This is a genomic window from Paenibacillus sp. NPDC101420 (genome assembly GCF_050277435.1).
In the GTDB taxonomy this organism is placed as follows: Bacteria; Bacillota; Bacilli; order Paenibacillales; family Paenibacillaceae; genus Paenibacillus_AQ.
In genome coordinates, this window is the sequence record NZ_JBNNSE010000003.1 from 1 (window position 1) to 25,015 (window position 25,015).

Annotated in this window: 23 protein-coding genes; 14 read left to right on the top strand and 9 right to left on the bottom strand. The window is 42.5% G+C overall.

What is annotated here, in order from left to right; genetic code table 11:
- Nucleotides 1-399: 399 nt before the first annotated feature.
- Nucleotides 400-1,497, bottom strand: a complete 1,098-nt coding sequence (locus ACQKMP_RS15295; RefSeq protein WP_042183786.1) for an HD-GYP domain-containing protein — start codon at nucleotides 1,495-1,497, stop codon at nucleotides 400-402.
- Between the two features lie 268 nt (nucleotides 1,498-1,765).
- The gene (gene gyrA, locus ACQKMP_RS15300) at nucleotides 1,766-4,306 is read right to left on the bottom strand and encodes a DNA gyrase subunit A (protein ID WP_427469774.1); all 2,541 of its coding nucleotides are present in this window, start codon (nucleotides 4,304-4,306) and stop codon (nucleotides 1,766-1,768) included.
- A 355-nt stretch (nucleotides 4,307-4,661) separates the two neighbouring features.
- On the opposite strand from gyrA, the gene ACQKMP_RS15305 reads away from it, so the two are divergent.
- A complete protein-coding gene (locus tag ACQKMP_RS15305) occupies nucleotides 4,662-5,537 on the top strand; it encodes a YheC/YheD family protein (RefSeq protein WP_042183781.1) in 876 nt (291 codons plus the stop codon).
- 87 nt (nucleotides 5,538-5,624) lie between these two features.
- On the opposite strand, the gene gyrB is transcribed toward ACQKMP_RS15305, so the two are convergent.
- From gyrB to dnaA, 6 genes are all read right to left on the bottom strand, one after another.
- Nucleotides 5,625-7,535 (bottom strand): DNA topoisomerase (ATP-hydrolyzing) subunit B, encoded by a 1,911-nt coding sequence (gene gyrB, locus ACQKMP_RS15310; RefSeq protein ID WP_042183779.1) that lies wholly within the window; start codon nucleotides 7,533-7,535, stop codon nucleotides 5,625-5,627.
- Between the two features lie 47 nt (nucleotides 7,536-7,582).
- Nucleotides 7,583-7,831 carry an extracellular matrix regulator RemB gene (gene remB / locus ACQKMP_RS15315; RefSeq protein ID WP_036677731.1) on the bottom strand — a complete coding sequence of 83 codons (249 nt, stop codon included), beginning with the start codon at nucleotides 7,829-7,831 and terminating at the stop codon, nucleotides 7,583-7,585.
- 16 nt (nucleotides 7,832-7,847) lie between these two features.
- On the bottom strand, nucleotides 7,848-8,966 hold the full coding sequence (recF, locus tag ACQKMP_RS15320) for a DNA replication/repair protein RecF (protein ID WP_042123050.1): 1,119 nt from the start codon (nucleotides 8,964-8,966) through the stop codon (nucleotides 7,848-7,850).
- 20 nt (nucleotides 8,967-8,986) lie between these two features.
- Complete coding sequence (gene yaaA / locus ACQKMP_RS15325) at nucleotides 8,987-9,217, bottom strand: S4 domain-containing protein YaaA (protein WP_042123047.1); 231 nt, start codon at nucleotides 9,215-9,217, stop codon at nucleotides 8,987-8,989.
- Between the two features lie 48 nt (nucleotides 9,218-9,265).
- Nucleotides 9,266-10,408: a DNA polymerase III subunit beta gene (dnaN, locus tag ACQKMP_RS15330; protein ID WP_042123045.1), complete on the bottom strand. Its 1,143-nt coding sequence runs from the start codon at nucleotides 10,406-10,408 to the stop codon at nucleotides 9,266-9,268.
- 197 nt (nucleotides 10,409-10,605) lie between these two features.
- Nucleotides 10,606-11,952: a chromosomal replication initiator protein DnaA gene (dnaA, locus tag ACQKMP_RS15335; RefSeq protein ID WP_042183777.1), complete on the bottom strand. Its 1,347-nt coding sequence runs from the start codon at nucleotides 11,950-11,952 to the stop codon at nucleotides 10,606-10,608.
- Between the two features lie 673 nt (nucleotides 11,953-12,625).
- Here dnaA and rpmH point away from each other — a divergent pair.
- From rpmH to ACQKMP_RS15395, 12 genes are all read left to right on the top strand, one after another.
- Nucleotides 12,626-12,760 (top strand): 50S ribosomal protein L34, encoded by a 135-nt coding sequence (rpmH, locus tag ACQKMP_RS15340; protein WP_039295761.1) that lies wholly within the window; start codon nucleotides 12,626-12,628, stop codon nucleotides 12,758-12,760.
- 291 nt (nucleotides 12,761-13,051) lie between these two features.
- Nucleotides 13,052-13,402: a ribonuclease P protein component gene (gene rnpA, locus ACQKMP_RS15345; RefSeq protein WP_042193070.1), complete on the top strand. Its 351-nt coding sequence runs from the start codon at nucleotides 13,052-13,054 to the stop codon at nucleotides 13,400-13,402.
- 86 nt (nucleotides 13,403-13,488) lie between these two features.
- Complete coding sequence (locus ACQKMP_RS15350; RefSeq protein ID WP_042193068.1) at nucleotides 13,489-14,355, top strand: YidC/Oxa1 family membrane protein insertase; 867 nt, start codon at nucleotides 13,489-13,491, stop codon at nucleotides 14,353-14,355.
- Nucleotides 14,352-15,086, top strand: coding sequence for an RNA-binding cell elongation regulator Jag/EloR (jag, locus tag ACQKMP_RS15355; protein WP_042193066.1), 735 nt, complete (start codon nucleotides 14,352-14,354; stop codon nucleotides 15,084-15,086). The genes ACQKMP_RS15350 and jag overlap by 4 nt, the downstream gene beginning before the upstream one ends.
- A 109-nt stretch (nucleotides 15,087-15,195) precedes the next feature.
- Nucleotides 15,196-16,572, top strand: coding sequence for a tRNA uridine-5-carboxymethylaminomethyl(34) synthesis GTPase MnmE (gene mnmE / locus ACQKMP_RS15360; protein WP_042193063.1), 1,377 nt, complete (start codon nucleotides 15,196-15,198; stop codon nucleotides 16,570-16,572).
- Nucleotides 16,573-16,611: 39 nt separating this feature from the next.
- Entirely contained in the window at nucleotides 16,612-18,498 is a 1,887-nt protein-coding gene (mnmG, locus tag ACQKMP_RS15365; protein WP_339268040.1) for a tRNA uridine-5-carboxymethylaminomethyl(34) synthesis enzyme MnmG, read from the top strand.
- A 3-nt stretch (nucleotides 18,499-18,501) separates the two neighbouring features.
- The gene (gene rsmG, locus ACQKMP_RS15370; RefSeq protein ID WP_339244160.1) at nucleotides 18,502-19,227 is read left to right on the top strand and encodes a 16S rRNA (guanine(527)-N(7))-methyltransferase RsmG; all 726 of its coding nucleotides are present in this window, start codon (nucleotides 18,502-18,504) and stop codon (nucleotides 19,225-19,227) included.
- 410 nt (nucleotides 19,228-19,637) lie between these two features.
- Nucleotides 19,638-20,453 (top strand): nucleoid occlusion protein, encoded by an 816-nt coding sequence (noc, locus tag ACQKMP_RS15375; protein ID WP_076285062.1) that lies wholly within the window; start codon nucleotides 19,638-19,640, stop codon nucleotides 20,451-20,453.
- A 209-nt stretch (nucleotides 20,454-20,662) separates the two neighbouring features.
- Complete coding sequence (locus ACQKMP_RS15380; protein WP_042131728.1) at nucleotides 20,663-21,424, top strand: ParA family protein; 762 nt, start codon at nucleotides 20,663-20,665, stop codon at nucleotides 21,422-21,424.
- Complete coding sequence (locus tag ACQKMP_RS15385; protein ID WP_042193054.1) at nucleotides 21,417-22,259, top strand: ParB/RepB/Spo0J family partition protein; 843 nt, start codon at nucleotides 21,417-21,419, stop codon at nucleotides 22,257-22,259. Before ACQKMP_RS15380 ends, ACQKMP_RS15385 begins: the two co-directional genes overlap by 8 nt.
- A 110-nt stretch (nucleotides 22,260-22,369) precedes the next feature.
- Nucleotides 22,370-23,530, top strand: a complete 1,161-nt coding sequence (locus ACQKMP_RS15390) for an aminotransferase class V-fold PLP-dependent enzyme (protein ID WP_427469782.1) — start codon at nucleotides 22,370-22,372, stop codon at nucleotides 23,528-23,530.
- Between the two features lie 20 nt (nucleotides 23,531-23,550).
- Entirely contained in the window at nucleotides 23,551-24,051 is a 501-nt protein-coding gene (locus ACQKMP_RS15395; RefSeq protein ID WP_042193049.1) for a DUF4446 family protein, read from the top strand.
- Here ACQKMP_RS15395 and yyaC read toward each other — a convergent pair.
- The gene (gene yyaC, locus ACQKMP_RS15400) at nucleotides 24,026-24,631 is read right to left on the bottom strand and encodes a spore protease YyaC (RefSeq protein ID WP_042131724.1); all 606 of its coding nucleotides are present in this window, start codon (nucleotides 24,629-24,631) and stop codon (nucleotides 24,026-24,028) included. The genes ACQKMP_RS15395 and yyaC overlap by 26 nt on opposite strands.
- Nucleotides 24,632-24,749: 118 nt before the next feature.
- Here yyaC and ACQKMP_RS15405 point away from each other — a divergent pair, with 118 nt between their 5' ends.
- Nucleotides 24,750-25,001, top strand: coding sequence for a DUF3343 domain-containing protein (locus tag ACQKMP_RS15405; protein WP_042193047.1), 252 nt, complete (start codon nucleotides 24,750-24,752; stop codon nucleotides 24,999-25,001).
- The last annotated feature ends 14 nt before the right edge of the window (nucleotides 25,002-25,015 follow it).

Consider the following 25,015-nt stretch of genomic DNA (forward strand, 5'->3'; position numbering starts at 1 on the left):
TCTCCAATTAGTATTGAAAAGAGCGATATGCTCATTTTGAAACATCTGACGAGAAAATTAATTCTCTAATTTTGGATTTCACTTTCGTGATTTCCTACTCACTCGTTGTTCAGTTTTCAAAGATCAAGTTCTCGTTGGCGCCGTTTAATGTCTCAGCAGCAACTCTTATACTATATCATGTTCGGCCGTTTAATGTCAAGCTCTTTTTTTAACTTCTTTTTCGAGCTCGGCATGTGTGTTTCTCGGCCAGAAATAGAATATATCATGTATAGAGATTCATTGCAACACTTTTTTTAATATAATCTATAAATAAGAGACTGTGCTATTAATCTCCCTTTATATATTGGTATATACCTTTTAGCACAGTCTCATTTATACAGTCTCTTAATACTTTCTTCTCTAAGCAATGATCTCCTGAATATACAATTCTCGCTCCAACATTAGGTTCACAATCGTACCCTCTACCTTAATCATAGGACGTGTTGGATTAGCACGGTCAGTAAATATGATCTCTCCATGACGTCCATCGCTCAGACGTATTCTGGTTCCATTAAACAAATCGGTACTCTTCTGTATAAAGGTCTGTACAACGACTGGGTCGAGCTTACCGAAGCTTTCTGTCATTATCTGCTCTAACACTAGATAAGGAGACTGTGCTTTTCTATAGGCCCTTTCTAGGGTCATAGCATGGAATATATCTGCTACCGCAACTACTTTAGCGTAAAAGTGAATCTGGCTACCTTCTAGCTTAAGTGGGTATCCAGACCCGTCAACCTTCTCATGATGCTGCAATGCTGTTAGTCTTACCCCTTCATTAATCGCTGTAACATTACGCAACAATTGATAGCCATATGTAGTATGTCTGCGAACCTCTTCTATTTCAGCACTATTAAGTGACTCCGGCTTATGTAAAAGAGAACTATCTACTTTTGCGTTTCCGATGTCATGTAGCAATCCGGCAAAAGCGATCTGCATCCAATCCTTTTGCGGATACCCGCACCACTGAGCGATCTTATATGATGTTAACGCGGACAGTACGGCATTGTGATAGTTGTAATCCTCGTCTTTTAGCGTACGTGGAGAAAACTTCAACACATGATAATCCTTCAAATGACTAATTAGTAACTCTAATTGACTCCGCAACTCAAAAATAGGAAGTGAGGCTGCCGTTACCGAACGATAGCTGTTCCTAATAAGTGCGATCATTTTTTCATATTCATCATGTAGTGGGGAATTGTTCTTGATCAGCATCGATTCATTTATAATCGCTCCAGCTTTAAGTGCTGTCTGCTTGGCGTTTTTTTTGACAGCATCAGAGTTGGCCTCTCCCTGAACACCTTCGATCTCCACTTGCCCAACCAAAAAAGCTTCTAAAATTTCTAGATCACGGGGGAGTAGTATCTTTCCCTTGGTGAACAAAATTCCCCCCAAAGGTGTAATTACATCTTTGGTTATCTTTGAGCCCGCTTTAACTTCTCCAGCCAATACACTTGGCATATACTCAGCCCCTTAATTTCTATAACAATAAGCTCAGGATTACCGAAATCTAATATGACAGATAATTTCTGAGAAAATAGTACTTTATATACTGATTTATACTCTATCGGCTAATTATAGTACGGATAAAAGGAAGCGACTAGTGAAATGAAAACTATTCTTATAAAAATCCTCATTAAATTTCATTAAATAACTGGCTATTAATTAATCACAGCAAAAAGAGCAAGGGTCTCTGTAATAGAAGCCCTTGCTCTTTATTGAATAAAACCTACTCTAAATTATCTTCTTGATCCTCAGCGATTGTTTCCGGTTGATCAATATCACCAGATTCATCTACTGTTACTTGTTCCTCGAGGCCTTCCATATCTTCAGACAATTCGTCTTCTTCGTTCTTATCTGCTCTGCACAGAGTAGCCACTGCATCATCCTCGCGGATGTTAATTAGCTTAACCCCTTGCGCATAACGACCCATAGTAGAGATTCCATCCATGCTGGTACGAATCAAGGTACCGCTTGTAGTAATGATCATTAAGTCTTCATCGTTCTTAACCACTTTTAGACCAACTACAGGGCCATTCTTCTCCGTGAGATTAATGGTCTTGATTCCTTTACCACCACGAGTCTGGGAACGATAGTCACCGGCTGGTGTCCGTTTACCATAACCCTTGCTAGTAACAATCAGAACCTCAAGCTCCTTATCGACACAATCCATACCGATGACATGGTCATTACTATCAAGCGTAATGCCCTTCACGCCTGTCGCGCTACGACCCATAGAACGAACATCATTCTCTGAGAACGTAATCGACATTCCGCGAGCTGTACCGATAATAAGATTTTGCTGTCCATCTGTCAGCTTAACCTCAATTAGAGAATCCTCTTCACGAAGGTTAATAGCGATAAGTCCGCCTTTGCGGATGTTATTGTAATCCTCAAGCGGCGTCTTCTTCACGATACCTTCGCGGGTAGCAAAGAACAAGTACTTGTCACTATCGGTTTCTTCCACTTGGATTACGGCACTAATCTTCTCACCTTGTTCAATTTGAATCAGGTTGATGATTGGTGTCCCACGTGCTGTACGTCCCAGCTCTGGGATCTCATAAGCTTTAATCCGGTATACCTTACCCTTATCGGTAAAGAACATCAGATAGTTATGAGAGTTACTCACGAAGAGATGCTCCACAAAGTCCTGATCCTTGGTGTCCATCCCCATGACTCCGCGCCCTCCACGCTTCTGACTGCGGTAGGTGCTGACAGGTAGACGTTTGATGTATCCCGTATGTGTAATAGTGATAACAACCTCTTCACGCGGAATAAGGTCTTCATCCAGGATACTTTCTTCACCAACGGTAATCTCTGTCCGGCGTTCATCAGAATATCTATCACGAATATCCTGCAGCTCGTTACTGATGATTTCCAGTACAAGATGCTCATTCGCCAAAATTTCACGGTACTCTGCAATTTTAGCTAGCAATTCGTTATATTCATTCTCGATCTTTTCTCTTTCCAGACCGGTCAGACGCTGCATCCGCATATCGAGGATCGCTTGAGCCTGCTCTACACTAAGGCTAAAGGTGCTCATTAATCCCTCACGGGCTATGTCCGTTGTCCGAGAAGCACGAATTAACGCAATCACTTCATCCAGATGATCCAGCGCAATACGCAGACCTTCTAAAATATGAGCGCGTGCTTCGGCTTTTTTAAGATCAAATATTGTACGACGACGAATAACTTCAATCTGGTGCTGCAAATAATGATAGAGCACATCACGCAGATTAAGAATTTTCGGCTCGTTGTTTACGATGGCCAGCATGTTGATACCAAATGTAGATTGCATAGAAGTATGTTTATATAGATTGTTCAACACAACATTTGGATTCACATCACGTCTCATCTCGACAACTACACGCATACCGTTACGGTCAGACTCATCTCGAAGATCCGTTATACCCTCGATCCGTTTCTCACGTACTAATTCTGCGATTTTCTCAACCAGTCTCGCCTTATTCACCTGATACGGCAGCTCATGTACAATGATGCGAGCCTTACCGTTATTCTCTTCAATCGTTGCCTTTGCACGCATGGTCACTGAACCACGCCCCGTACGATAAGCCTGACGAATACCCTCACGACCCAAAATATATCCAGCCGTTGGGAAATCTGGGCCTTGGATATACTCCATCAATTCCATAGGTGTGATATCAGGATTCTTAATCATCGCCTGCACACCATCGATAACTTCACCTAGGTTATGCGGTGGAATATTAGTAGCCATACCTACAGCTATACCAGATACCCCATTAACGAGCAGGTTCGGATAGCGAGCTGGTAATACAACTGGCTCATTCTCTTCACCATCATAGTTGGGTGCGAAATCAACTGTTTCTTTGTTCAAATCTCGAAGCATTTCGCCTGCAATCTTGGAAAGACGGGCTTCTGTATAACGCATCGCTGCAGCCATATCACCATCAATCGAACCAAAGTTCCCGTGACCGTCCACAAGCATATAGCGCATAGAGAAATCCTGAGCCATCCGTACCATTGTTTTATAGACGGCTGAGTCACCGTGAGGGTGGTACTTACCGATAACCTCACCGACGATTCTTGCCGATTTCTTATGAGGCTTATCCGCAGACATTCCAAGTTCCGACATCGCAAACAAAATGCGTCGGTGAACCGGCTTGAGTCCGTCCCGCACATCTGGCAAAGCCCGGCTAACAATGATGCTCATTGCGTAATCCATAAAGGATTCACGCATTTCCACGCCAATGTCCCGATCTTTGACTTGTGGGTTATTTTGTTCAGCCATGAGTTGCTGGACCTCCTTCAGTTAAAAAACCGCTACCCTTAATTATATTACTTTCACAAAAGTAGCACAATTAAACATGATAGCCTTTTATCTTCTAATATTGATTTCTTTTGCGCTGATTAGGGTATTCGCCCTTTCCGCAAATGTCTTTAGTACATAGACTGTAAAGACAAGAAACACGGTTTTATTATCCTAGTATCGTTCGATAAGGCATAACCCCATATCCTTATATTATACCATTGTTTAGGTAGCTTGTCCTGATTTTCAGCTGCCAAAGATTATGCTTCCACAGCAAGTTTTGTACAAGGGAATTCAAAAGAGCAAATGCTGCACAAAATTGTTAAGGAGGAAGATAATGAAGATTCAACGAGTCCCAAGTAAATGGGCTAAAACAAAAGTTATCCTTCAAAATCAATCTCTATCTCTATATGTGCCTGATACTCGTAAATATGATTTAAATGTTCTTAAAGAAATGCTTGCGTTATATGCCATGGTCTATATAAAACCTGATCGCGGAAGCTTTGGTATTGGTGTAATGAGAGCTGAGCAGCGTACGGTGATGTTAAGCCCTAGCCAGCAGAAGACTGAAATGACTGTCACCGCCAATAACGAGGAGAGAGAACAGCAAGAAGCACAGGTCCTATATATTTTAAGATATGCAAAGACGGCAGAAGTTTTCTTCTCCCCCGAAGAGCTGCATGAGGCCTTACAGAAACGAATTCAGAACCGTACCTACCTCGTCCAAAAAGGAATTGATCTCCTGCGTCACCAAGATCGTCCCTTCGACCTTCGAGTTCTTGCCCAAAAGACTCCATCAGGTGCATGGGAAACAACAGGAATGCTCGGAAGGGTAGCTGCCCCTCAGAAAATCGTCACCAATTATCATAGTGGAGGCAGTATTCTGTCAGTAAATACATTATTAAAAAATCATATGAACCCTTCTGAAACACTCTCCACGATTAATCAATTAAAATCTTTAGGGGTACAAATTGCAGGCCAATTGGAAACCACCTATCCAGGAATTAAAGAAATTGGTCTGGATATTGCCATGGATCAACATATGGATATGTGGCTGCTTGAGGTCAACACGCTTCCATCCATTGTTGTATTCAAGTTATTTCCTGATAAATCTATCTATCGTAGAATACACCGCTATGCTGTAGCATACGGACGTGTAAAAGCTAGAAAATCCCCATATACTACCCGCAATAGGCATTATACTAAAGCCTAAAAAATCAGCTCTGAAACCAAAAAAACCTCCAGCATTCTCATTCCGTTAGGAACAGAAGCCGGAGGTTTTTATGCTTGAATGTAATTGTTACACATCAAGGTATCTGACGCTCTTCGCATGCTCATGGATAAAGTCACGTCTTGGTTCAACATTATCGCCCATCAGCGTATCAAAGATACTATCAGCGAGCATCGCATCTTCAATCGTTACTTGTAGCATCATACGAGCCTCAGGATCCATCGTCGTGTCCCACAGCTGGGTAGCATTCATTTCACCCAAACCTTTGTAGCGCTGAACATTGACCTTAACATTCTCACCAAAAGAGGCGATAATCTCATCGCGTTCCTTCTCGCTACCTGCATAACGGATCACTTTGTTGCGTTCTATCTTAAACAATGGCGGTTGTGCGATATAGATATAACCTGCATCTACTAGCTTCCGCATGTAACGGTAGAAGAATGTTAACAACAGAGTTCTAATATGAGCTCCATCGACGTCGGCATCCGTCATAATAACGACTTTATGGTAACGAGCCTTCGATAGGTCAAAATCATCACTGATTCCTGTACCAAGAGCAGTAATAATAGCCCGGATCTCGGCGTTGGATAAAATACGGTCTAAGCGTGCCTTTTCTACGTTTAGAATCTTACCACGCAGCGGTAGAATCGCTTGGAAATGACGATCCCGGCCCTGCTTGGCCGATCCACCCGCAGAGTCACCTTCGACGATATACAGTTCGCTGATAGACGCATCCTTGGATGAACAGTCCGCAAGTTTACCAGGTAGTGCACTGACTTCAAGCGCACTCTTACGGCGGGTTAACTCACGAGCCTTACGAGCGGCTTCTCGTGCACGTGAAGCTGAAAGCGACTTCTCAAGGACACGGCGTGATACTGCCGGATTCTCTTCCAGGAATTCCTGCAATTTCTCTCCGAACAGTGATTCTACTATTCCACGGACTTCACTATTTCCGAGCTTAGTCTTCGTTTGACCTTCGAACTGAGGCTCTGGAATTTTGACAGAAATAATGGCTGTCAATCCTTCACGCACGTCGTCGCCAGTCAGATTTGAATTACCATCCTTCAGCACACCCGCTTTACGGGCGTAATCGTTGATAATACGTGTTAGAGCACTTTTGAAGCCGGATTCATGCGTTCCGCCCTCATGGGTATTAATATTATTCGCAAAAGAGTAGATGTTCTCTGTATACGAATCATTATATTGGAGAGCTACTTCAACCTGAATCATATCCCGTGAGCCTTCCACGTAGATTGGTTCCTCGTGCAGCGCTTCTTTTTTCTCATTCAGATATTTCACATATTCAACGATACCACCCTCATATTTGAACACGTTGGTGACATCGGTCCGCTCATCATGCAGTGAAAGCTCAATTCCTTTGTTAAGAAAAGCTAGCTCCCGAATACGAGTAAGCAGTGTCGCATATTCAAAGACCGTGGTTTCAGTAAAGATTTCAGGGTCCGGATGAAAAGTTGTAGTCGTACCTGTCTCTTCCGTATCTCCAACAACTTTGATCTCATACTGTGGTGCACCACGTCTGTATTCCTGCTGATAAATATGCCCATCACGCTTAACATTAACAACAACCTTCTCAGACAAGGCATTTACTACGGAGATACCCACACCGTGTAAGCCGCCTGATACTTTATATCCGCCGCCGCCGAATTTACCGCCTGCATGCAGTACTGTCATTACAACTTCAAGCGTCGACTTTTTAAGTTTTTCATTTTCACCTACAGGTATGCCACGTCCATTATCGATAACAGTAATCCCGTTATCCTCATGAATAATCACTTGAATCCGGTCACAATAACCTGCTAGGGCTTCATCGATACTATTATCTACGACCTCCCACACCAAGTGATGGAGACCTTTAGAACTAGTGGAACCAATATACATGCCCGGACGTTTCCGGACAGCTTCTAGCCCTTCCAGTACCTGAATCTGGCTCTCATCATATGTCGGTTGATTCATTGACATGCCTTCACCTACTTCTTTCAGATTATCTCTTTGTTACTAAACGCAAGTTATATTTCGAGCAAAATTTTGGCTCTTTTTTTGAGAGTGGAGGAGGAAATGGGGGAGTAATACACGATATTTTTAGTTACGACAATAGATTTTGCTTCCTCTTCACCAATCCGCTCAAGCTTCTTGTCCTGCTCAGAGTGAATGACGAATTGCTTAGACACCTTGGAAGATTTCTCAATCGAAATATCAAATATTGCAATTAACTCCGAAGAGCGAATAATCTTCTCCCCGCCCAAATGAATATACATGATCTTCCTCCGCTCTTTATAACTCCACTTTTCCATCATGAACATGATATAGGCTGGCGCCCTTTAATTTATCGGCATTCAGACCCTCAATCCCGGTAGCGGTAATGAATGTCTGTACCTTGCTTTGAAAGGTTTCAATAAGCTGGGTCTGTCGGTAAGGATCAAGTTCGGATAAAACATCATCAAGAAGCAGCACAGGATATTCTCCGATTTCTTCATGGATCAGCTCGATTTCCGCCAGCTTGAGCGATAAAGCCGTTGTACGCTGCTGTCCCTGAGAACCGTAGACCTGGGCTTCCCTTCCGTTGATAAAAAAGGACAGGTCATCCCGATGGGGACCCGTCAGCGTCATGCCGCGCCTGATTTCTTGTTCTCTCGTTTGTGATAACTTTAACATAAAATTGTCTAATAAGACAGCTTCATCTTCCTCATCCCGATCGCCGAAAGAGGGGACATAGAGCAATTTCAGTTCTTCTCCGCCGTTCGTAATCCCCCGGTGTATGCTTTCAGCCCATATTTGCAGCTTCTTTATGAATTGTTTCCTTTTTTTGACGATTTTAACACCATGCTCCACAAGTTGAGCATCCCAAATTTCCAAAAGGTCTTTTCCCGCTGCCTCTTTCCCCCACAACTGCTTCAGCAAATTGCCTCTTTGTAAGAGAATTTTTTGATACTGCTGGAGGTGAAATAGATAACTGGGCTGGACTTGGCCAATCTCCATATCGAGAAAACGCCGTCTGATGCCAGGTGTGCCTTTGACTATCTCTAAATCTTCCGGTGCAAACATGACCACATTGAGTGATCCCACAAACTCACTAAGACGTCGCTGTTCTAAACCGTTAATCTTAGCTTTTTTACCTTTGGCAGATAGGGTGAGCTCTAGCTTGAGATCGCCGTACTTACGTTCTACCTCGGCAATGATCTGAGCAGCGTCTCCAGGGGCATCAAATGAGATAAGTTCGCGATCCTTCGAGGTGCGGTGGCTTTTGGTCATCGCCAGGACGAACAATGCCTCCATGAGGTTTGTTTTGCCTTGGGCGTTCTGACCCAGAATCAGATTCACATCGCCCAAGCTCTCCAGACGCAGCAGCCCGTAATTCCGATAATGCTGCAGACCGATATTTTTAACAAACACGAAATGGTTCCTCCCCTAGCCTACTCCTCTTTGACTCCTCCGCCTTCAACCTGAAATGTGCCGTTATCCTGCACTTCAATTTGATCACCCGGATAAAGTTTTCTTCCGCGCCGTTCCTCTACTTCTCCGTTAACAAGTACATGTCCTTCTTGCAGCAAAGCTTTAGCCATTCCACCTGTGGATACACAATCAGAAAGTTTCAGGAATTGATCCAGCTTAATATATCCACTGTGGATAAGTATTTTTTTCATGGTTTTTATCCTTTCAGCCACTTATCCACATGTTCATGAATGTTGGCATTAATTTGTTGTACGGTAAGGCAAAATAATATACAAGCTATTGGTTTGATCGAGTGGCTTCAAAATGATCGGACTCATCATTCCTGTAAATGCTATTACAAGCTGCTCACTCTCAATAACTTTTAAGACATCGAGCATATATTTGGAGTTGAAAGATATTTTGAGCGGTTCACCTTTGAAATCAATGACTTCAAGTTCTTCGCGAACTTTACCAAGCTCAGAAGAGCTAGATGAAATTTCAATACCGCCTTGCTCAAGCGTCTGCATGCGCACAATATTGGTTTTTTCTTCACGGGACAGCAAATAAGCACGATCAATCGATTCGCTTAATTTTTTTGTGTCCAAAGTTAGTTCTGTTTTGTAGGTTGTTGGAATAATTCTAGAAGTATCCGGATAAATTCCATCAAGGATCCGTGAATAGAACAGTACTTTGTCGATTTTAAAGAGAACTTGATTGTCCGCAACCACAATATCAACGAGCATATTTTGATCAGGAATAATCTTGCTTAGCTCATTAAGAGTTTTACCGGCGATTACGATATTTGCAAATTGGACATTCTCCGTACCTTCTAATCTTGCTGCTCTTGTAGCTAAGCGGTGACGGTCTGTCGCTGTAAACTTAAACTCATTATCAGCCAGATTCCACAGTATACCTGTTAAAATCGGAGTTGTCTCTTGGGTAGAAATAGAAAAAGCGGTTTGTTTAATCATATTTTTCAGCAAATCACCTGGCAGGGAGATCGTATCGTTCTCCTCAATACTCGGTAGCACCGGGAATTCTTCAGGGTCTAAACCTACGATCTGAATCTCAGTGGATCCAGAAGAAATATACGTTTGGAATCCTTCTTTAACTTCCATGTGAATCTCTTTGGAGGGCAGCTTCTTAATAATTTCGACGAAAAATTTAGCGGGAAGAACAACACTTCCTGGCTGATCTATCTTCACGATCGTATGGCTGTCATTCTCTGCTGGTATAAACGATTGAATCGAAATATCGGTGTCGCTTGCAGTTAATGTCACGCCTTGATGGCTAACTTCCAGCTTAATACCGGTCAGAATAGGGATTGTTGTTCTACTGGATATAGCTTTGGATACGTGTTGAATGGATTCGTTGAGTTCATTTTTAAGAATGCTTATTTTCATGATTTCACTCCTAGCTGAAAAATTGGGAATTTCGTTGTATTGGTATCTCTTTATTACGCGTCTTTACATGATGAATTATTATAGTTATTTAATAGTATTAGTAGTAGGGGCGTCTAATATGTGGATAACCCTATCAAATAGCATAAAATTAAGCCTACCCACATGTGTATAGATTGTGTATAGGCTCTTTGTTCCTCTTAGGAAGGATTTTTAATTTTCTCCGCAAGATTATTTACCACTTTGTACAACTCCTGATCGACCTTTAATGACTGTGTAATTTTGTCATGCGCATGAATTACGGTCGTATGGTCACGTCCTCCGAATGCCTCACCAATCTTAGGGAGCGAATAATCGGTTAGTTCACGGGAGAGATACATTGCGATTTGACGTGGAAAAGCTACGGCTTTCGTACGTTTTCGCGCTTTGAAGTCTTCAAGGCGTAAATTGTAGTATTCACCGACTTTTTGCTGAATATCAGCGATGGTAATCATCTTAGGCCGGCTGGAAGGAATAATATCCTTGAGTGCTTCAGCTGCCAAATGAGTGGTTACATCCTGGTTAGTTAGCGAAGAGTAAGCAACAACCCGGATTAATGCACCCTCCAGCTCACGAATATTGGTGTCAATCTGGTTAGCAATATACATCATGGCCTCATTAGGGATATCAAGGTTCTCTGCCTTCGCCTTTTTGCGCAAAATCGCAATTCGGGTTTCTAGATCGGGTGGTTGAATATCCGTAATCAAGCCCCACTCGAACCGGGAACGTAGCCGTTCTTCCAGTGTGGGAATTTCCTTTGGCGGTCGGTCGCTGGAGATGATAATTTGCTTGCGTTCTTCGTGGAGCGCATTGAACGTATGAAAAAACTCCTCCTGCGTGGACTCTTTTCCAGCGAGGAATTGAATATCGTCAATAAGCAAAATGTCAACGTTACGATACTTATTGCGGAAGCTTTCACCGCGGTTATCACGGATTGAATTGATAAATTCATTCGTGAATTTCTCTGATGAGATGTAAATAACCTTGTTATTCGGGTTATGTTCTAGAACATAGTGCCCAATGGCATGCATTAAATGGGTTTTGCCCAGACCTACACCACCATATAAAAACAAGGGATTGTATGCTTTGGCCGGCGCTTCGGCTACTGCCAGTGAGGCCGCATGCGCAAAACGGTTACCGGAGCCGATTACAAAAGTGTCAAAAGTGTACTTGGGATTGAGTAGATGCGTTTGCGCTTCTTCTCGTGATACTACGGGAGTGGGAGCGGATTGTTGAACCACAAGCTCAGGCGGCTTGCTTTCTTCAATCACGAATTTTACATCCACTTGTTTCCCAGTGACTTCGTAGACCGTTGCTCCTACTAGTTTGGTGTAGCGACTTTCCAGCCATTCTACTGCGAACGTTGTAGGTGCCGAGATAATGAGAACCTGGGAGTTGAAGGTTATCGCTTTAGTAGCCTTAAACCAGGTATCAAAGCTCGGCTTGCTTAATTTGGTTTGAATAATCGATAAAATTTGCTGCCATAATTCGGAAGTATGGCTGTCCACAGACTGTCACTCCTTTAAATCTTCCAAATGTGGCATCAGCCATGAAGTGGAAATGTCGAAGAAAATAGGTTGGTGCTGATATTTATCCCCAGTAGGCAATATGAAGAGACAAAAAAATATGGATAAATTTGATTTGTTCACAACTTTATCCACAGCTTGTTGATAATTAAGAGAACAAACAAATCTATTCACATTCAAAAGTAATACCATCATAGCAAAACGCCCCTTATTTTTCAATGAGCAGGGCTATTTTATCCACAAATTCAAGCACTTGTGTACAATTATTAGGAACACCACTACATATTGTTGATAATTTGTTTACGGTTCGACACTTTACGCCAAAGCTTCGATAATTTTATACACAGGTTGTGCTCATCTGTGAGTAGTCGACTTTATTTTTTGATCACAGGTGGATAACTGTCATATCTTGTGGATTACTTTTTTTCTAATGGGAGTTGTGGATAAGCGGCTTGAATTAGAGGGAGGGTCTGGAGCCAGCAGTAGGTTGACTTTTGCGCATAAAATATGTTTAAATATATAAAGGTGTTTTCTGTAAGGATATGTCTCGATAATTAAATGATGATTCATGTAGATACTGTCCCTACTATAAGGACGGCTTAGACCGTTTCTGCTTATATGACAGTAATTAAGTTCCTGTAAGGGAGGTGCAATTATGAGACCGACATTTAGACCAAATGTGAGCAAACGCAAGAAGGTTCACGGTTTCCGTAAAAGAATGAGCACGAAAAACGGCCGTAAAGTGCTGGCAGCTCGCCGCTTGAAAGGCAGAAAAGTTTTGAGTGCGTAAGTTAGGCCACTAAGGGACCACTCCGGTGGTCTTTTTTTACTGCTTTTTATTATTATTTGCTCTGCAAACGACTAGGATCTCGCTTAATGCGCTAGCTACACTTTGCGGGGCTATTTAACGTATATACAGAATTATTTTGTGAGAAGTTGAGAATATTTTTCTTTCTATAATATAGAAGGGAAATTTCGGCGTTGTAGTCGCGGTCGTTTATGGCGACATCCAAATGACTATACTATTAGAAGAAAAAAATTCGGAAGGATACTTTTAACCGGATTTATGAAGGAGATTCCCGTGCACAAAAAGTTACGATTACGAAACCGTGCCGACTTCAGTCGTGTATATCGCCATGGGAAGTCATTTGCGAATCATCAATTTGTAGTGTATTGGTTTAGCAAAAAAGAGGTAGAGCGATTTAGAGTTGGGGTATCGGTCAGTAAGAAGGTTGGAAACGCGGTTGTCCGTAACCGAATGAGAAGATTGGTGAAGGAAATCGTCCGTCATCATGAACCTGAAATTGCAGGTGGACTCGATATGGTGTTTATCGTAAGAAAAGGAGCGCTTTCCATGGAATACGCAGAGCTCGAAAAAAGCGTGCTGCATGTACTGCGCAAAGCCAAGCTACTCAAGGCTTCCCGCAAATAAAGGACGCATAAGAGGCTTGTTTATTTGTATTCATAATTATGGTATGATTTACGGTGGAATGGAATGTTCAAGAGAGGGGTTTTGAAGTGTCTCTAATGAAGACTAGACGGGGAAAATGGTTTCTCCTCATCACAGTGATGGTGTTGTCGTTAGCTGTTCTGTCGGGATGCGCTCCGTCAGCTGCTGTTACGCACACTACGGAGGATTTAAAGAATGGAGGCTTCTGGCAAAGTAATGTAGTGTATTATTTCGCCATTGCCTTGGACAAGTTTGCTGATTGGTTTAACGGAGAATATGGTTTAGCCGTACTTGTGATGGTTATTATTGTCCGCACGTTGATTCTTCCGCTTACGATTAAACAGGTGAAGAGCTCGCGGGCAATGCAAGCCATTCAACCGGAACTCCAAAAGATCCAGAAAAAATATAAAGACACACCTGAAAAGGTGCAGCAAGAAACGATGCGTTTGTTCCAAGAGAATAAGGTTAATCCAATGGCGGGTTGTTTACCGCTGATCGTACAAATGCCTATCTTTATCGCTCTCTACAACTCGATCTACTATAATCCACATCTACGGGAGCACTCCTTCTTATGGCTGGAGCTAGGTAAGCCGGATCATCTGTTTATCTTACCAGTGCTTGCAGCATTAACAACATTTATACAAACTAGAATGATGACTAAAATGAACCCGATGCAACAACAAGGGCCAATGCAGTTCATGATGATGATCTATCCAGTTCTGATTTTCGTTATGTCCTACAACTTCCCAGCAGCATTGCCGCTATACTGGGTTTACAGTAACATTTACACTATTGTTCAGAACTATTTCTTATATCGCAACAACGATAAACATAAATTGGCAATCGCAAGTGCTGTGAAAAGTACAGATGACTCAACTGCTGTGAAGAGCAAAGGCGGCAGTAAAGCATCGAAGGGAGCCAAAAAGTCAAAATGAGCAAAGTCGTCGCAACAGGGAAAACCATTGAAGAAGCTGTAGAACGGGGACTAACCCAGCTTGGAGTTCAAAAGGACCGGGTAACGGTCAACGTACTTGAGCAGCCATCAAGAGGATTCCTGGGATTGATCGGTGCGAAAGGTGCCAAGGTTGAGTTAACCTTGATAGCCGAAGCCGCACCGGCATCAGCGGCGAGTGCTCCGTCACTGCCTCAGCAGTCAACAAGAGAGAGCAAACAGGAGGCTAACGGCGGTGTGCCACGCCAAGATTCCGGACAACCGGTGGAGGAAGCTTACCAAGAAGCCGTTCATTTCATTGTGGATGTCGCTAAGAGCATGGGGCTCGAAGTGGAAGTCGAAATCGTCCACACTAAGGAATCCACGATTCTGCAGATATCAGGTCCAGATTTGGGACTTTTGATTGGTAGAAGAGGACAAACTCTCGATGCTCTGCAGTATTTGGCTAATATCGTAGCTAATCGTTACTCCGACAGTTTTATACGGCTTGTGCTAGATGCGGAGAACTTCCGTGAGCGGCGTAAAAAAACTCTCGAAGAGCTGGCTGATCGTTTAGCCAGTCGTGTCATTCGGACTCGTAAAGAGGTAGTACTGGAACCGATGTCACCTCAGGAACGGAAAATTATTCACTCCAGATTACAGGATCATCGGCAAGTGAATACCCTTAGTAAGGGCGAAGAGCCAAATCGCCGCGTCGTTATAACTTTGAAGTAAAGACTATATGATGCAATGACTCCTTGACCAATGTAAGGGGTCATTGCTTTTTTAACAATATAAGACCGTTTATGATCAAAAAAATATAGGTTTTGGGGTGAAAAACAGCATGCTTAGTGACACCATTGCTGCCGTATCGACGGCATTAGGCGAGGGAGGAATTGCTATTATTCGGGTAAGTGGCCCTCAGGCTATTTCCCAAGTGGCGCCTTTGTTTCGTAGCCGAGTTCCGTTAACTGAAGCGGAATCGCATACCGTTCATTATGGGCATATCGTTAGTCCGGATAACGGAGAGAAGATGGAAGAAGTACTTGTAACCGTAATGAAGGGCCCACGTTCTTTTACGACCGAGGATGTAGTAGAGATCAGTGCTCATGGGGGTGTAATTTCTGTAAGAAGGGTGATGGATTTACTTCTTCAGCAGGAGATAAGGTTAGCCGAGCCGGGTGAGTTCACCAAGCGTGCTTTCTTGGGTGGACGTATTGATTTATCACAGGCTGAGGCGGTTATTGATCTCATTCGTTCGAAGTCGGATCGTGCGTTTTCTGTGGCTTTAAAGCAGGTTAGTGGATCCTTGTCGGATCGAATTCATGCTTTGCGCCATACACTTATTGAGATGCTGGCCCATATCGAAGTGAATATAGATTATCCAGAGCATGATGTAGAATCCATGACAGCTGAATTTATTAAAGATAAAAGCAGTGAAGTGATGGAAGGAATCACAAAGCTTCTTAAGACTTCTAATGAAGGAAAAATTCTTCGTGAGGGGATAACGACAGCTATAGTTGGTCGTCCCAATGTTGGTAAATCTTCTTTATTAAACGCGTTAGCACGTGATAACAAAGCGATTGTAACAGATATTCCTGGAACAACACGTGATGTCATCGAAGAATATATAACGATAAACAACATTCCGCTTAAGCTGCTTGATACGGCGGGAATTCGTGAAACGATGGACGTAGTGGAGAAGATTGGCGTAGAACGTTCCAAGGCGGCAGTTAGTGATGCGGATCTGATTCTACTTGTGCTAAATGCTAACGAAGAGCTGCATGAGGACGAATTGGCATTGATGGAACAAATCCACGGTAGACAATGCCTAGTCATCATGAATAAAATGGACTTACCGCCCAAACTGGATAAGGATAAGTTGCTCTCGTTCTTTGAGGAGTCCAACATCGTACCGATGTCTGTTCTGGAAGAGGAAGGTCTAGACAAACTTGAAGATGCCATTTCGACACTCTTTTTTGGTGGAAAGCTGGAATCGGGTGACTTGACATATGTAAGTAATGTGAGACATATTGCACTGCTTAAAAAAGCCTATAAATCACTACAGGATGCATACGATGCGGCGGAACAGTATATTCCAATTGATATGATTCAAATTGATGTACGGCTAGCATGGGAACAACTCGGTGAAATTATTGGCGATACGGCAGCGGATTCGTTGTTAGATCAAATATTCTCACAATTTTGTTTAGGAAAATAGGTTTTACATTTTAATATAACATTTAGGGGGAAACAGGACATGAGTTATGATGGAGGCAACTATGACGTAATCGTCATTGGCGCCGGTCATGCCGGTTGCGAAGCAGCTCTAGCGTCAGCACGAATGGGCTGCAGCACGTTGATGATCACAATTAACCTGGATATGGTTGCATTCATGCCCTGCAATCCGTCCATAGGCGGACCTGCCAAAGGACATGTGGTGCGTGAGATTGATGCGCTAGGCGGAGAAATGGGCCGTAATATAGATAAGACTTTTATTCAGCTTCGTATGCTTAACACAGGGAAGGGACCTGCGGTACATGCATTGCGTGCACAAGCTGATAAGTTCTTGTACCAACATACAATGAAGGAAACGATGGAGAAAACGCCTAATTTGACGCTTCGTCAAGGGATGGTTGAGCGTTTAATCGTTGAGGATGGACGTTGTGCAGGTGTAGTTACGAAGACAGGAACAGAATACCATAGTAAGACAGTTATCCTGACTACAGGTACTTACCTGCGTGGTAAAGTGATCATGGGTGAACTGACATATGAGAGTGGACCTAATAATCAGCAGCCATCAGTGAAGCTGTCTGAGAATTTGCGGGAGCTTGGTTTTGAATTGGTGCGTTTTAAGACAGGTACACCACCACGTGTACATCGCGATACGATCGATTTCTCGAAGACAGAAATTCAACCCGGCGACGATGAGCCTAAATTCTTTTCGTTTGAAACGAAATCATCCAACAATGAACAGCTTCCTTGTTGGTTAACTTATACCTCTGAGGTTACTCATCAGATTATTAATGACAACCTTCATCGTGCGCCGATGTTTACGGGTATTATTGAAGGAACAGGTCCACGTTATTGTCCATCTATTGAAGATAAAGTAGTAAGATTTAGTGATAAATCTAAGCATCAGATCTTTTTAGAGCCAGAAGGAAAAAATACATCGGAATACTATGTACAAGGTCTGTCGACTAGTCTTCCTGAGGATGTACAGCTGGCGATTCTGCGTTCCATCCCTGGTATGGAAAAGGTAGAAATGATGCGTAACGGATATGCTATTGAATATGATGCAATGGTTCCTACACAGCTATGGCCATCTCTTGAAACTAAACGTCTACCAGGTCTTTTCACAGCTGGACAAATCAATGGTACTTCCGGTTATGAAGAAGCCGCTGGACAAGGTGTAATGGCTGGAATTAATGCAGCGCGCAAAGTGCAAGACAAAGAACCCGTAATCTTAGATCGTTCACAGGGATACATTGGTGTGCTCATTGATGATCTGGTGACTAAAGGCACTAATGAACCTTACCGTCTGCTTACTTCACGTGCAGAATATCGGTTGTTGCTTCGCCATGACAATGCAGATCTAAGACTTACACCTATTGGTTACGATATTGGTTTGATCACAAAGGAACGATTTGATAACTTCACGGATAAAAAAGAACGGGTGGAGCGTGAAATTGTTCGTCTGCAAGAGACAAAGGTTAAACCTGTTGAGGTAAATCATGTACTAGCACAATATGAATCGGCACCTATTGTAGACGGCAGCAATTTGCTTGTTCTGATGCGTCGTCCAGAGCTTGTATATAGCTTCGTAGATCAAGTCTCTCCATCACCGGAGCTGCTCGATGCAGAAATGAAGGAACAAGTTGAAATCCAAATTAAATATGCCGGATATATTGAAAAACAGCTTCAACATGTGGAGCGCTTGCAAAAGATGGAGAAGAAGAAAATTCCAGATGACATTAATTATAATGAAATCCATGGATTAGCGATGGAAGCGCGGCAGAAGCTGACTAAGATCCGTCCAATCTCTATCGGGCAGGCCTCTCGGATTGCGGGAGTCACACCTGCGGACATTTCTATTCTCCTCGTATATCTCGAGCATTACAACCGGGTAACCGCGGCGAAAGGATAATCTATGGATAATACGGAAGTTCAATTCACACAGCTTTTACAAGAAAGAGGCATTACACTTACAGCAGAACAATTGGAGCAATTCGATCTTTACTATAAGGAACTCGTATCCTGGAATGAAAAAATGAATCTCACTGGAATAACAGAGCGTGAGCAGGTTTACACGAAACATTTTTATGATTCGATCTCTCTAGCCTTTTTCCTTAATATCAATGAGATAAACAATTTGGCAGATATCGGTTCGGGAGCCGGGTTTCCAGGCATTCCGCTTAAGATTTGTTTTCCACATTTGAAACTTACGATCATTGATTCATTAAGTAAAAGAATCTCTTTTCTGCAGCATGTCTGTACTACGTTGAAATTAACTGATGTGCAATTGATTCATGGGCGTGCGGAGGATATTGCCCGGCAATTCAAGTATCGTGACGCCTATGATTTGGTGACTGCGCGTGCGGTGGCAAGATTATCCTTGTTGAATGAGTTTTGTCTTCCTTTCACACGTAAGGATGGAGTTTTCGCTGCCATGAAGGGAAGCGATCCATCAGAAGAATTAAGTGAGGCGAAGTACAGCTTAAAAGAGCTTCGTGCTCAACTTGGTAAAGTAGAGTCGTTCAGCTTGCCTGTGGAAGAGTCGGCGCGACATATTGTCATTATTCGTAAGACAGGTGCAACTCCTGCTAAGTACCCACGAAAAGCGGGAATTCCTGCCAAAACACCACTTATCAAATAATGTTTCACGTGAAACATTATAGATTAGCAAATATATTTAAGGTCATCTTCTTTTTAGAGGATGACCTTTTTTGAGTGGAATTGCGATAACGATCTTAAATGAACGTTAATTAAAAGATAAACTAAAATGATATGTTTATTAAGCGGCTATCATTATGAAAATGCAGGAAAAATAGGTCTTTACGGAGAATATGATTATGTAGAGAAAAGTGATAGAATAGCATAGTAGACTTTTAATTTTGTATATAACTCCTTCTCTGTACTCTTGTTCGAAAGAAGGAGAGATTATGATGCCTGATAGCTGCAGGCCATTTCATAATATCAGAATGTTTTTTATTGCTGTACGATACGCTTTCCGAGAAGAAGGTCAAGAAGATCGTACTATAACGAAATTAGGTGGTTATGAACGGAATGAAAGAACAATTTACCAAGCTATTTGGATTTACCGAGCGGAGCAGCGGAGAAGAAATTAAACAAATACCAGTTCATGAGGTCATTAGCAGTCCTTACCAACCACGGACGATATTCGATGACGACAAGATCGATGAGTTGTGCCAGACGATTAAAACTCATGGGGTCATTCAACCCATAGTTGTACGCATGCGAGATTCCGTGTACGAGATCATCGCAGGTGAACGACGCTGGCGTGCGGTCAAAAAGCTTGGTTTAGAGACGATTCCAGCCATTGTTCGTGAATTCAATGATTCACAAGCCGCATCTATTGCGCTTATAGAAAACTTACAGCGTGAGGGCTTGACCTCTATTGAAGAAGCTGTTGCTTATCAAAAGTTAATTGATCTTCATCAATTGACGCAAGAAAGCTTAGCACAACGACTAGGTAAAAGTCAGTCTACCATAGCTAATAAAATTCGCTTACTTAATTTACCTGAAGAGGTTAAGACGGCGTTAATGGAGCGTCAGATTTCTGAAAGACATGCACGTTCATTATTATCACTCGATAGTGTGGAGATGCAACTGAAAGTGTTGGCAGAAATCATTTCAAAAGGCTTAAATGTTAAACAAACAGAAGCTCGTATTGCTTTCTACAAACAAGTCTCACAAACTAAAAAATCAAAGCGGGTCTCCTATACCAAGGATGTTCGTCTAGCTCTTAATACAATTCGTCAATCTATTGATATGGTGTCAGGCTCAGGGATGGAAATCAAAACGTCAGAAAATGACCGTGGTGACCATTACGAGATTGTAATCCAAATCCCCAAAAGATAAATTGTTTCAAAAGCTAAAGGCGGCCTTGAGGTGATTGGCCGCCTTTGGTGTGGCTAGAACCGGGATGTGTTGGCCAGGCCTGTAATTTAAAGTTCCAGTATATAATAGTTGTCTATATTCTTCATAAAGTGTGACGCTATCTCAGCGTCAGGAACATTTGTACTTGCGATCTACGAGAAGATTCTTCCTAACTATTCGAGGTGAAATAAGTGTCCAAGATTATTGCCATAGCAAATCAAAAAGGCGGTGTCGGTAAAACAACAACCTCCGTGAACCTAGGTGCCGGTATGGCTACATTAGGAAAAAGAGTGCTTCTAGTTGATATCGATCCTCAAGGTAACACTACTAGCGGCGTTGGCGTCAACAAGGCGGACGTGGCGAATTGTATATATGACATTCTTATAAATGAGGTAAATCCTCTAGAAACCATACTGGAAACTCAAAATGAAGGACTGCATATCATTCCGGCGACCATTCAATTAGCGGGTGCGGAAATCGAGTTAGTATCGACGATTTCCAGAGAGCTAAAGCTAAAAAAGGCGCTGAATGCGGTTAAAAACAATTATGATTATATTATCATCGATTGTCCTCCTTCACTTGGCATTTTAACAATCAATTCTCTTACGGCAGCGGATTCGGTAATCATCCCGATCCAGTGTGAATATTATGCACTTGAGGGTTTGAGTCAGCTCTTAAACACCGTTCGTCTGGTGCAAAAGAATCTCAACCCGCATCTGAAGATAGAGGGAGTATTATTGACTATGCTTGATGCCCGGACCAATCTGGGAATCCAGGTGATAGAAGAGGTTAAGAAGTATTTCCAAGAGAAAGTATATAGAACGATTATTCCTCGGAATGTCCGGTTAAGTGAAGCGCCTTCACATGGACAATCCATTATCACTTATGATCCTCGCTCTAAAGGAGCGGAAGTGTATTTAGAGTTGGCAAAGGAAGTGATTTCTTATGAGTAAACGTTTAGGAAAAGGTCTGGATGCGCTGATTCCATCTTTATCTATTAATGAAGATGATAAGGTAGTTGAGATTCCCTTAGCTCAACTACGTGCTAATCCATATCAACCACGTAAAGATTTTAATGAAGAGGCCATTCAAGAACTGGCAGAATCTATCAGACAACATGGCGTGATTCAGCCGATCATTGTTCGTAGCGTATTGAAGGGGTATGAGATCATTGCCGGCGAACGCAGATTCCGTGCCTCGCAGTATTGTGGCAAAGCTACAATTCCAGCAGTCGTTAGAAATCTTAGTGATCAGCAAGTCATGGAGATTGCATTAATCGAGAACTTGCAACGTGAGAACCTAAATGCAATGGAAATTGCAGTGGCTTACCAAGGCTTAATGGATCAGTTTTCACTCACGCAGGAAGAACTCTCGCTTAAGGTAGGAAAGTCCAGATCTCATATCGCCAACTTCCTGAGATTGCTTTCTTTACCTGAAGAAGTAAAAGAATATGTTTCACGTGGAACAATGTCAATGGGGCATGCGCGGGCAATTGTTGCTTTAAAGGATCCAGAAGTAATTAAACAACTGGCCGAACAATGCGTGGAACAACAGTGGAGTGTAAGAGAGTTAGAAGAAACAGTGAAGAACTTGGACCGAAAACCTACTAATGGAGTTAAAGTCAAAGTTGTTAAACGTGATCCCTATATTGATAATGTAGAGGAAGTATTGCGTGAACGTTTTAAAACAACGGTGAAAATTAAACAGGGTAAGGAAAAAGGGAAGATTGAACTGAATTACTACAGTGCTCAGGATTTAGAAAGATTGTTGGAATTATTGGGTAACTAAATGGGTATCTATGCCAAGAACATATCCTGAGATATCCTTAATCGGATAATTAGGGGTATGTTTTTTTGAATAAGTTGATTAAAAAAGGGTAATAGACGAGGAGCGAGGTTATGGAAGACTTCGTATATCTGGATCATGCAGCTACTTCCTGGCCTAAACCACCAGAGGTTGCAGCTGCGATGATGAATGCTCTGCAGTCAGGAGCAAATGCTGGTAGAGGTAATTACTCGCTAGCGATAGGAAGCGGTCGAGTGTTAGTAAGGACACGGAGTGTGCTGGCGGGATTGTTCGGTGTATCTAATGCGCAAGATATAGCTTTTACCCATAATACTACGATGAGTTTGAATATGGCGATCAGAGGGACGCTTAAAGCGGGAGATCACGTGATTTCAACGATGACAGAACACAATTCTGTGAGACGGCCGTTGGAATACTTGCGTAAGACACTAGGGATAAAAGTTGATTATCTAAAAGTGGATCGTGAAGGGCAATTGGATTTAAAAGAACTCAAAAATGCTTTCCAGCCGAATACCAAAATGGTGATCTGCAATCACAGCTCTAATTTACTAGGGAGTATACTCCCTATCGGTGATATTGGTGATATTGTTAAATCGCATGGTGCTGTGTTTCTAGTGGATGCAGCTCAAAGTGCAGGCTCACTTGATATTGATGTTGAAAAAATGAATATAGACTTATTGGCATTTCCGGGGCATAAAGGGCTGCTTGGACCACAAGGAACTGGCGGACTTTATATATCACCTGATTTGGATCTTGAACCCTTAATGCATGGAGGGACAGGTAGTCAATCTGAAAATAGTGAACAGCCCTCTGTTCGTCCAGATCGGTATGAAGCGGGGACGCAAAATACGGTAGGGATTGCCGGTTTACTAGCAGGTGTTCAAAAGGTACAATCTTTAGGGACGAGCGTTATTCATGAGAGAGAGTGGGCGTTAACTCAAAGACTGATGGAGGGGTTGTCCCATATCCCGAACATTAGACTATTAGGGCCCTCACTAGGGGCGCCAAGAACCGGTATTGTATCGTTTGTAGTGGATGGAGAAGAGTCAGCAAATATCGCTCATCGCCTAGATCGTGATTATAAAATAGCGGTTAGAGCGGGCATGCATTGTACCCCTTTAGCACATAAGGCGGTTGACACGATAGAGAGTGGTGCTGTTCGGGCGAGTGTAGGTGTAGATACGACAGAGCATAATATAAGCAGAATGCTGGCTGCTATGGATGAGTTATATGGCAATGCCCGCAGCAGATGAATAAAAAGGATGGTCCATTCATGTCTGAATTAAATCAATTAATTAGTGAGCAGTTGCAGTGGTTTGTGTTTGGTTTTACAGTAATTATGTTAGTGCTGATAATCACTGTGATCGCCCAGGGGGCTAAGCTGCGTGCTATGCGGCGTAAATATGAGGCCATGATGGCTGGGAGCGGTGTGGAGGATCTGGAAGGCCTTCTAATTGATCTGAAGAACCAAAGCGACATGCTGGAAGAAGAACAACGTGAGCAAAAAACCGTATTAGAAGCAACTCAAACTAGAATGCGTGGCATGAAGTCCAATATTGCGCTGAAGCGTTATAATGCCTTTGGTGAACGTGGCAATGATCTGAGTTTCTCAGTCGCTATACTGGATGACAACAGTAGTGGTATTGTATTAACCAGTCTTCATAATCGTGAGAATTCTTACATTTACTCTAAACCTATGCAGAATGGCGAATCACAATATGTCTTATCACCTGAAGAAAAAGAAGTAGTTACTCTCGCGTTGCAGCGGACCTAGCATGAAGATTCCATTGCTTTAAGGCAGAATATAGACTCGTAGCTATAATATCAGATAATCGCATAACTAAACTTAATCGCGTGTTCTGTAATACAAAATACTCCATAAAGCCGCCGACATTAACGATTCCTGTCAAATGGATATCACCTACCGGCGGCAATTGTTTATTTACGCCAGCACCTGGTCTCAAAGGCCCTTCAACGACTTGGATGCATCCCACACTAGTAGAGTGACCTAAACAAGCATCTATACCGATGATAAAGGGGTTACTATATCTTTCGTTGATTAGGGATAGGGTTTCCTCAAGGTTAACGGCATGGACAGGCTCCTCAAGAGTTCCATATAAATGAAACAACGGACTATGAAAACGCGACAATGCAGTGCCAACAAGAGGGCCAAGAGAGTCTCCTGTGGATCGGTCCGTACCTACACAAATGACGACAATCTGTGTTTCCGGGCGTGTACGTGCAAAGTGAAACAGTAGCCGGTGAGTAATAGCAGAATAGATATCGGGATCGGTATGTGATATTTTTAAACAGGACGTTTCTTGCGCTGATGTAGCTTTGGATGAAAAATTCATACCATCTTCCTTTCTGAAGCTGATTCTATTTGATGGTATCTAGTATATGGATAGAAGAGGGGTTTTATACTACAGCGGCAAGAGATAGGACGATAAACCTATGGGAGGCGTAACGTATATGCAGGAAGAGATGTTGATCGCGTTTGACTCTACCCAGCAGGCGCTTCGTGCTGAAATGCTACTTGAGTATGCGGAAATTGAAATTGATATATTTCCAACCCCGAAAGAGATCACGGCAGGATGCGCGATATCGATACAGTTTTATCAAAGTGCACTGGAAGAGGTACAAAGGATAGTAACGGAACAGAATATCGAAATACGCGGTATCTACGGAAAACACAACGAGAACTACATACTGATTGAGAGGTAGGGAGGACTATACAA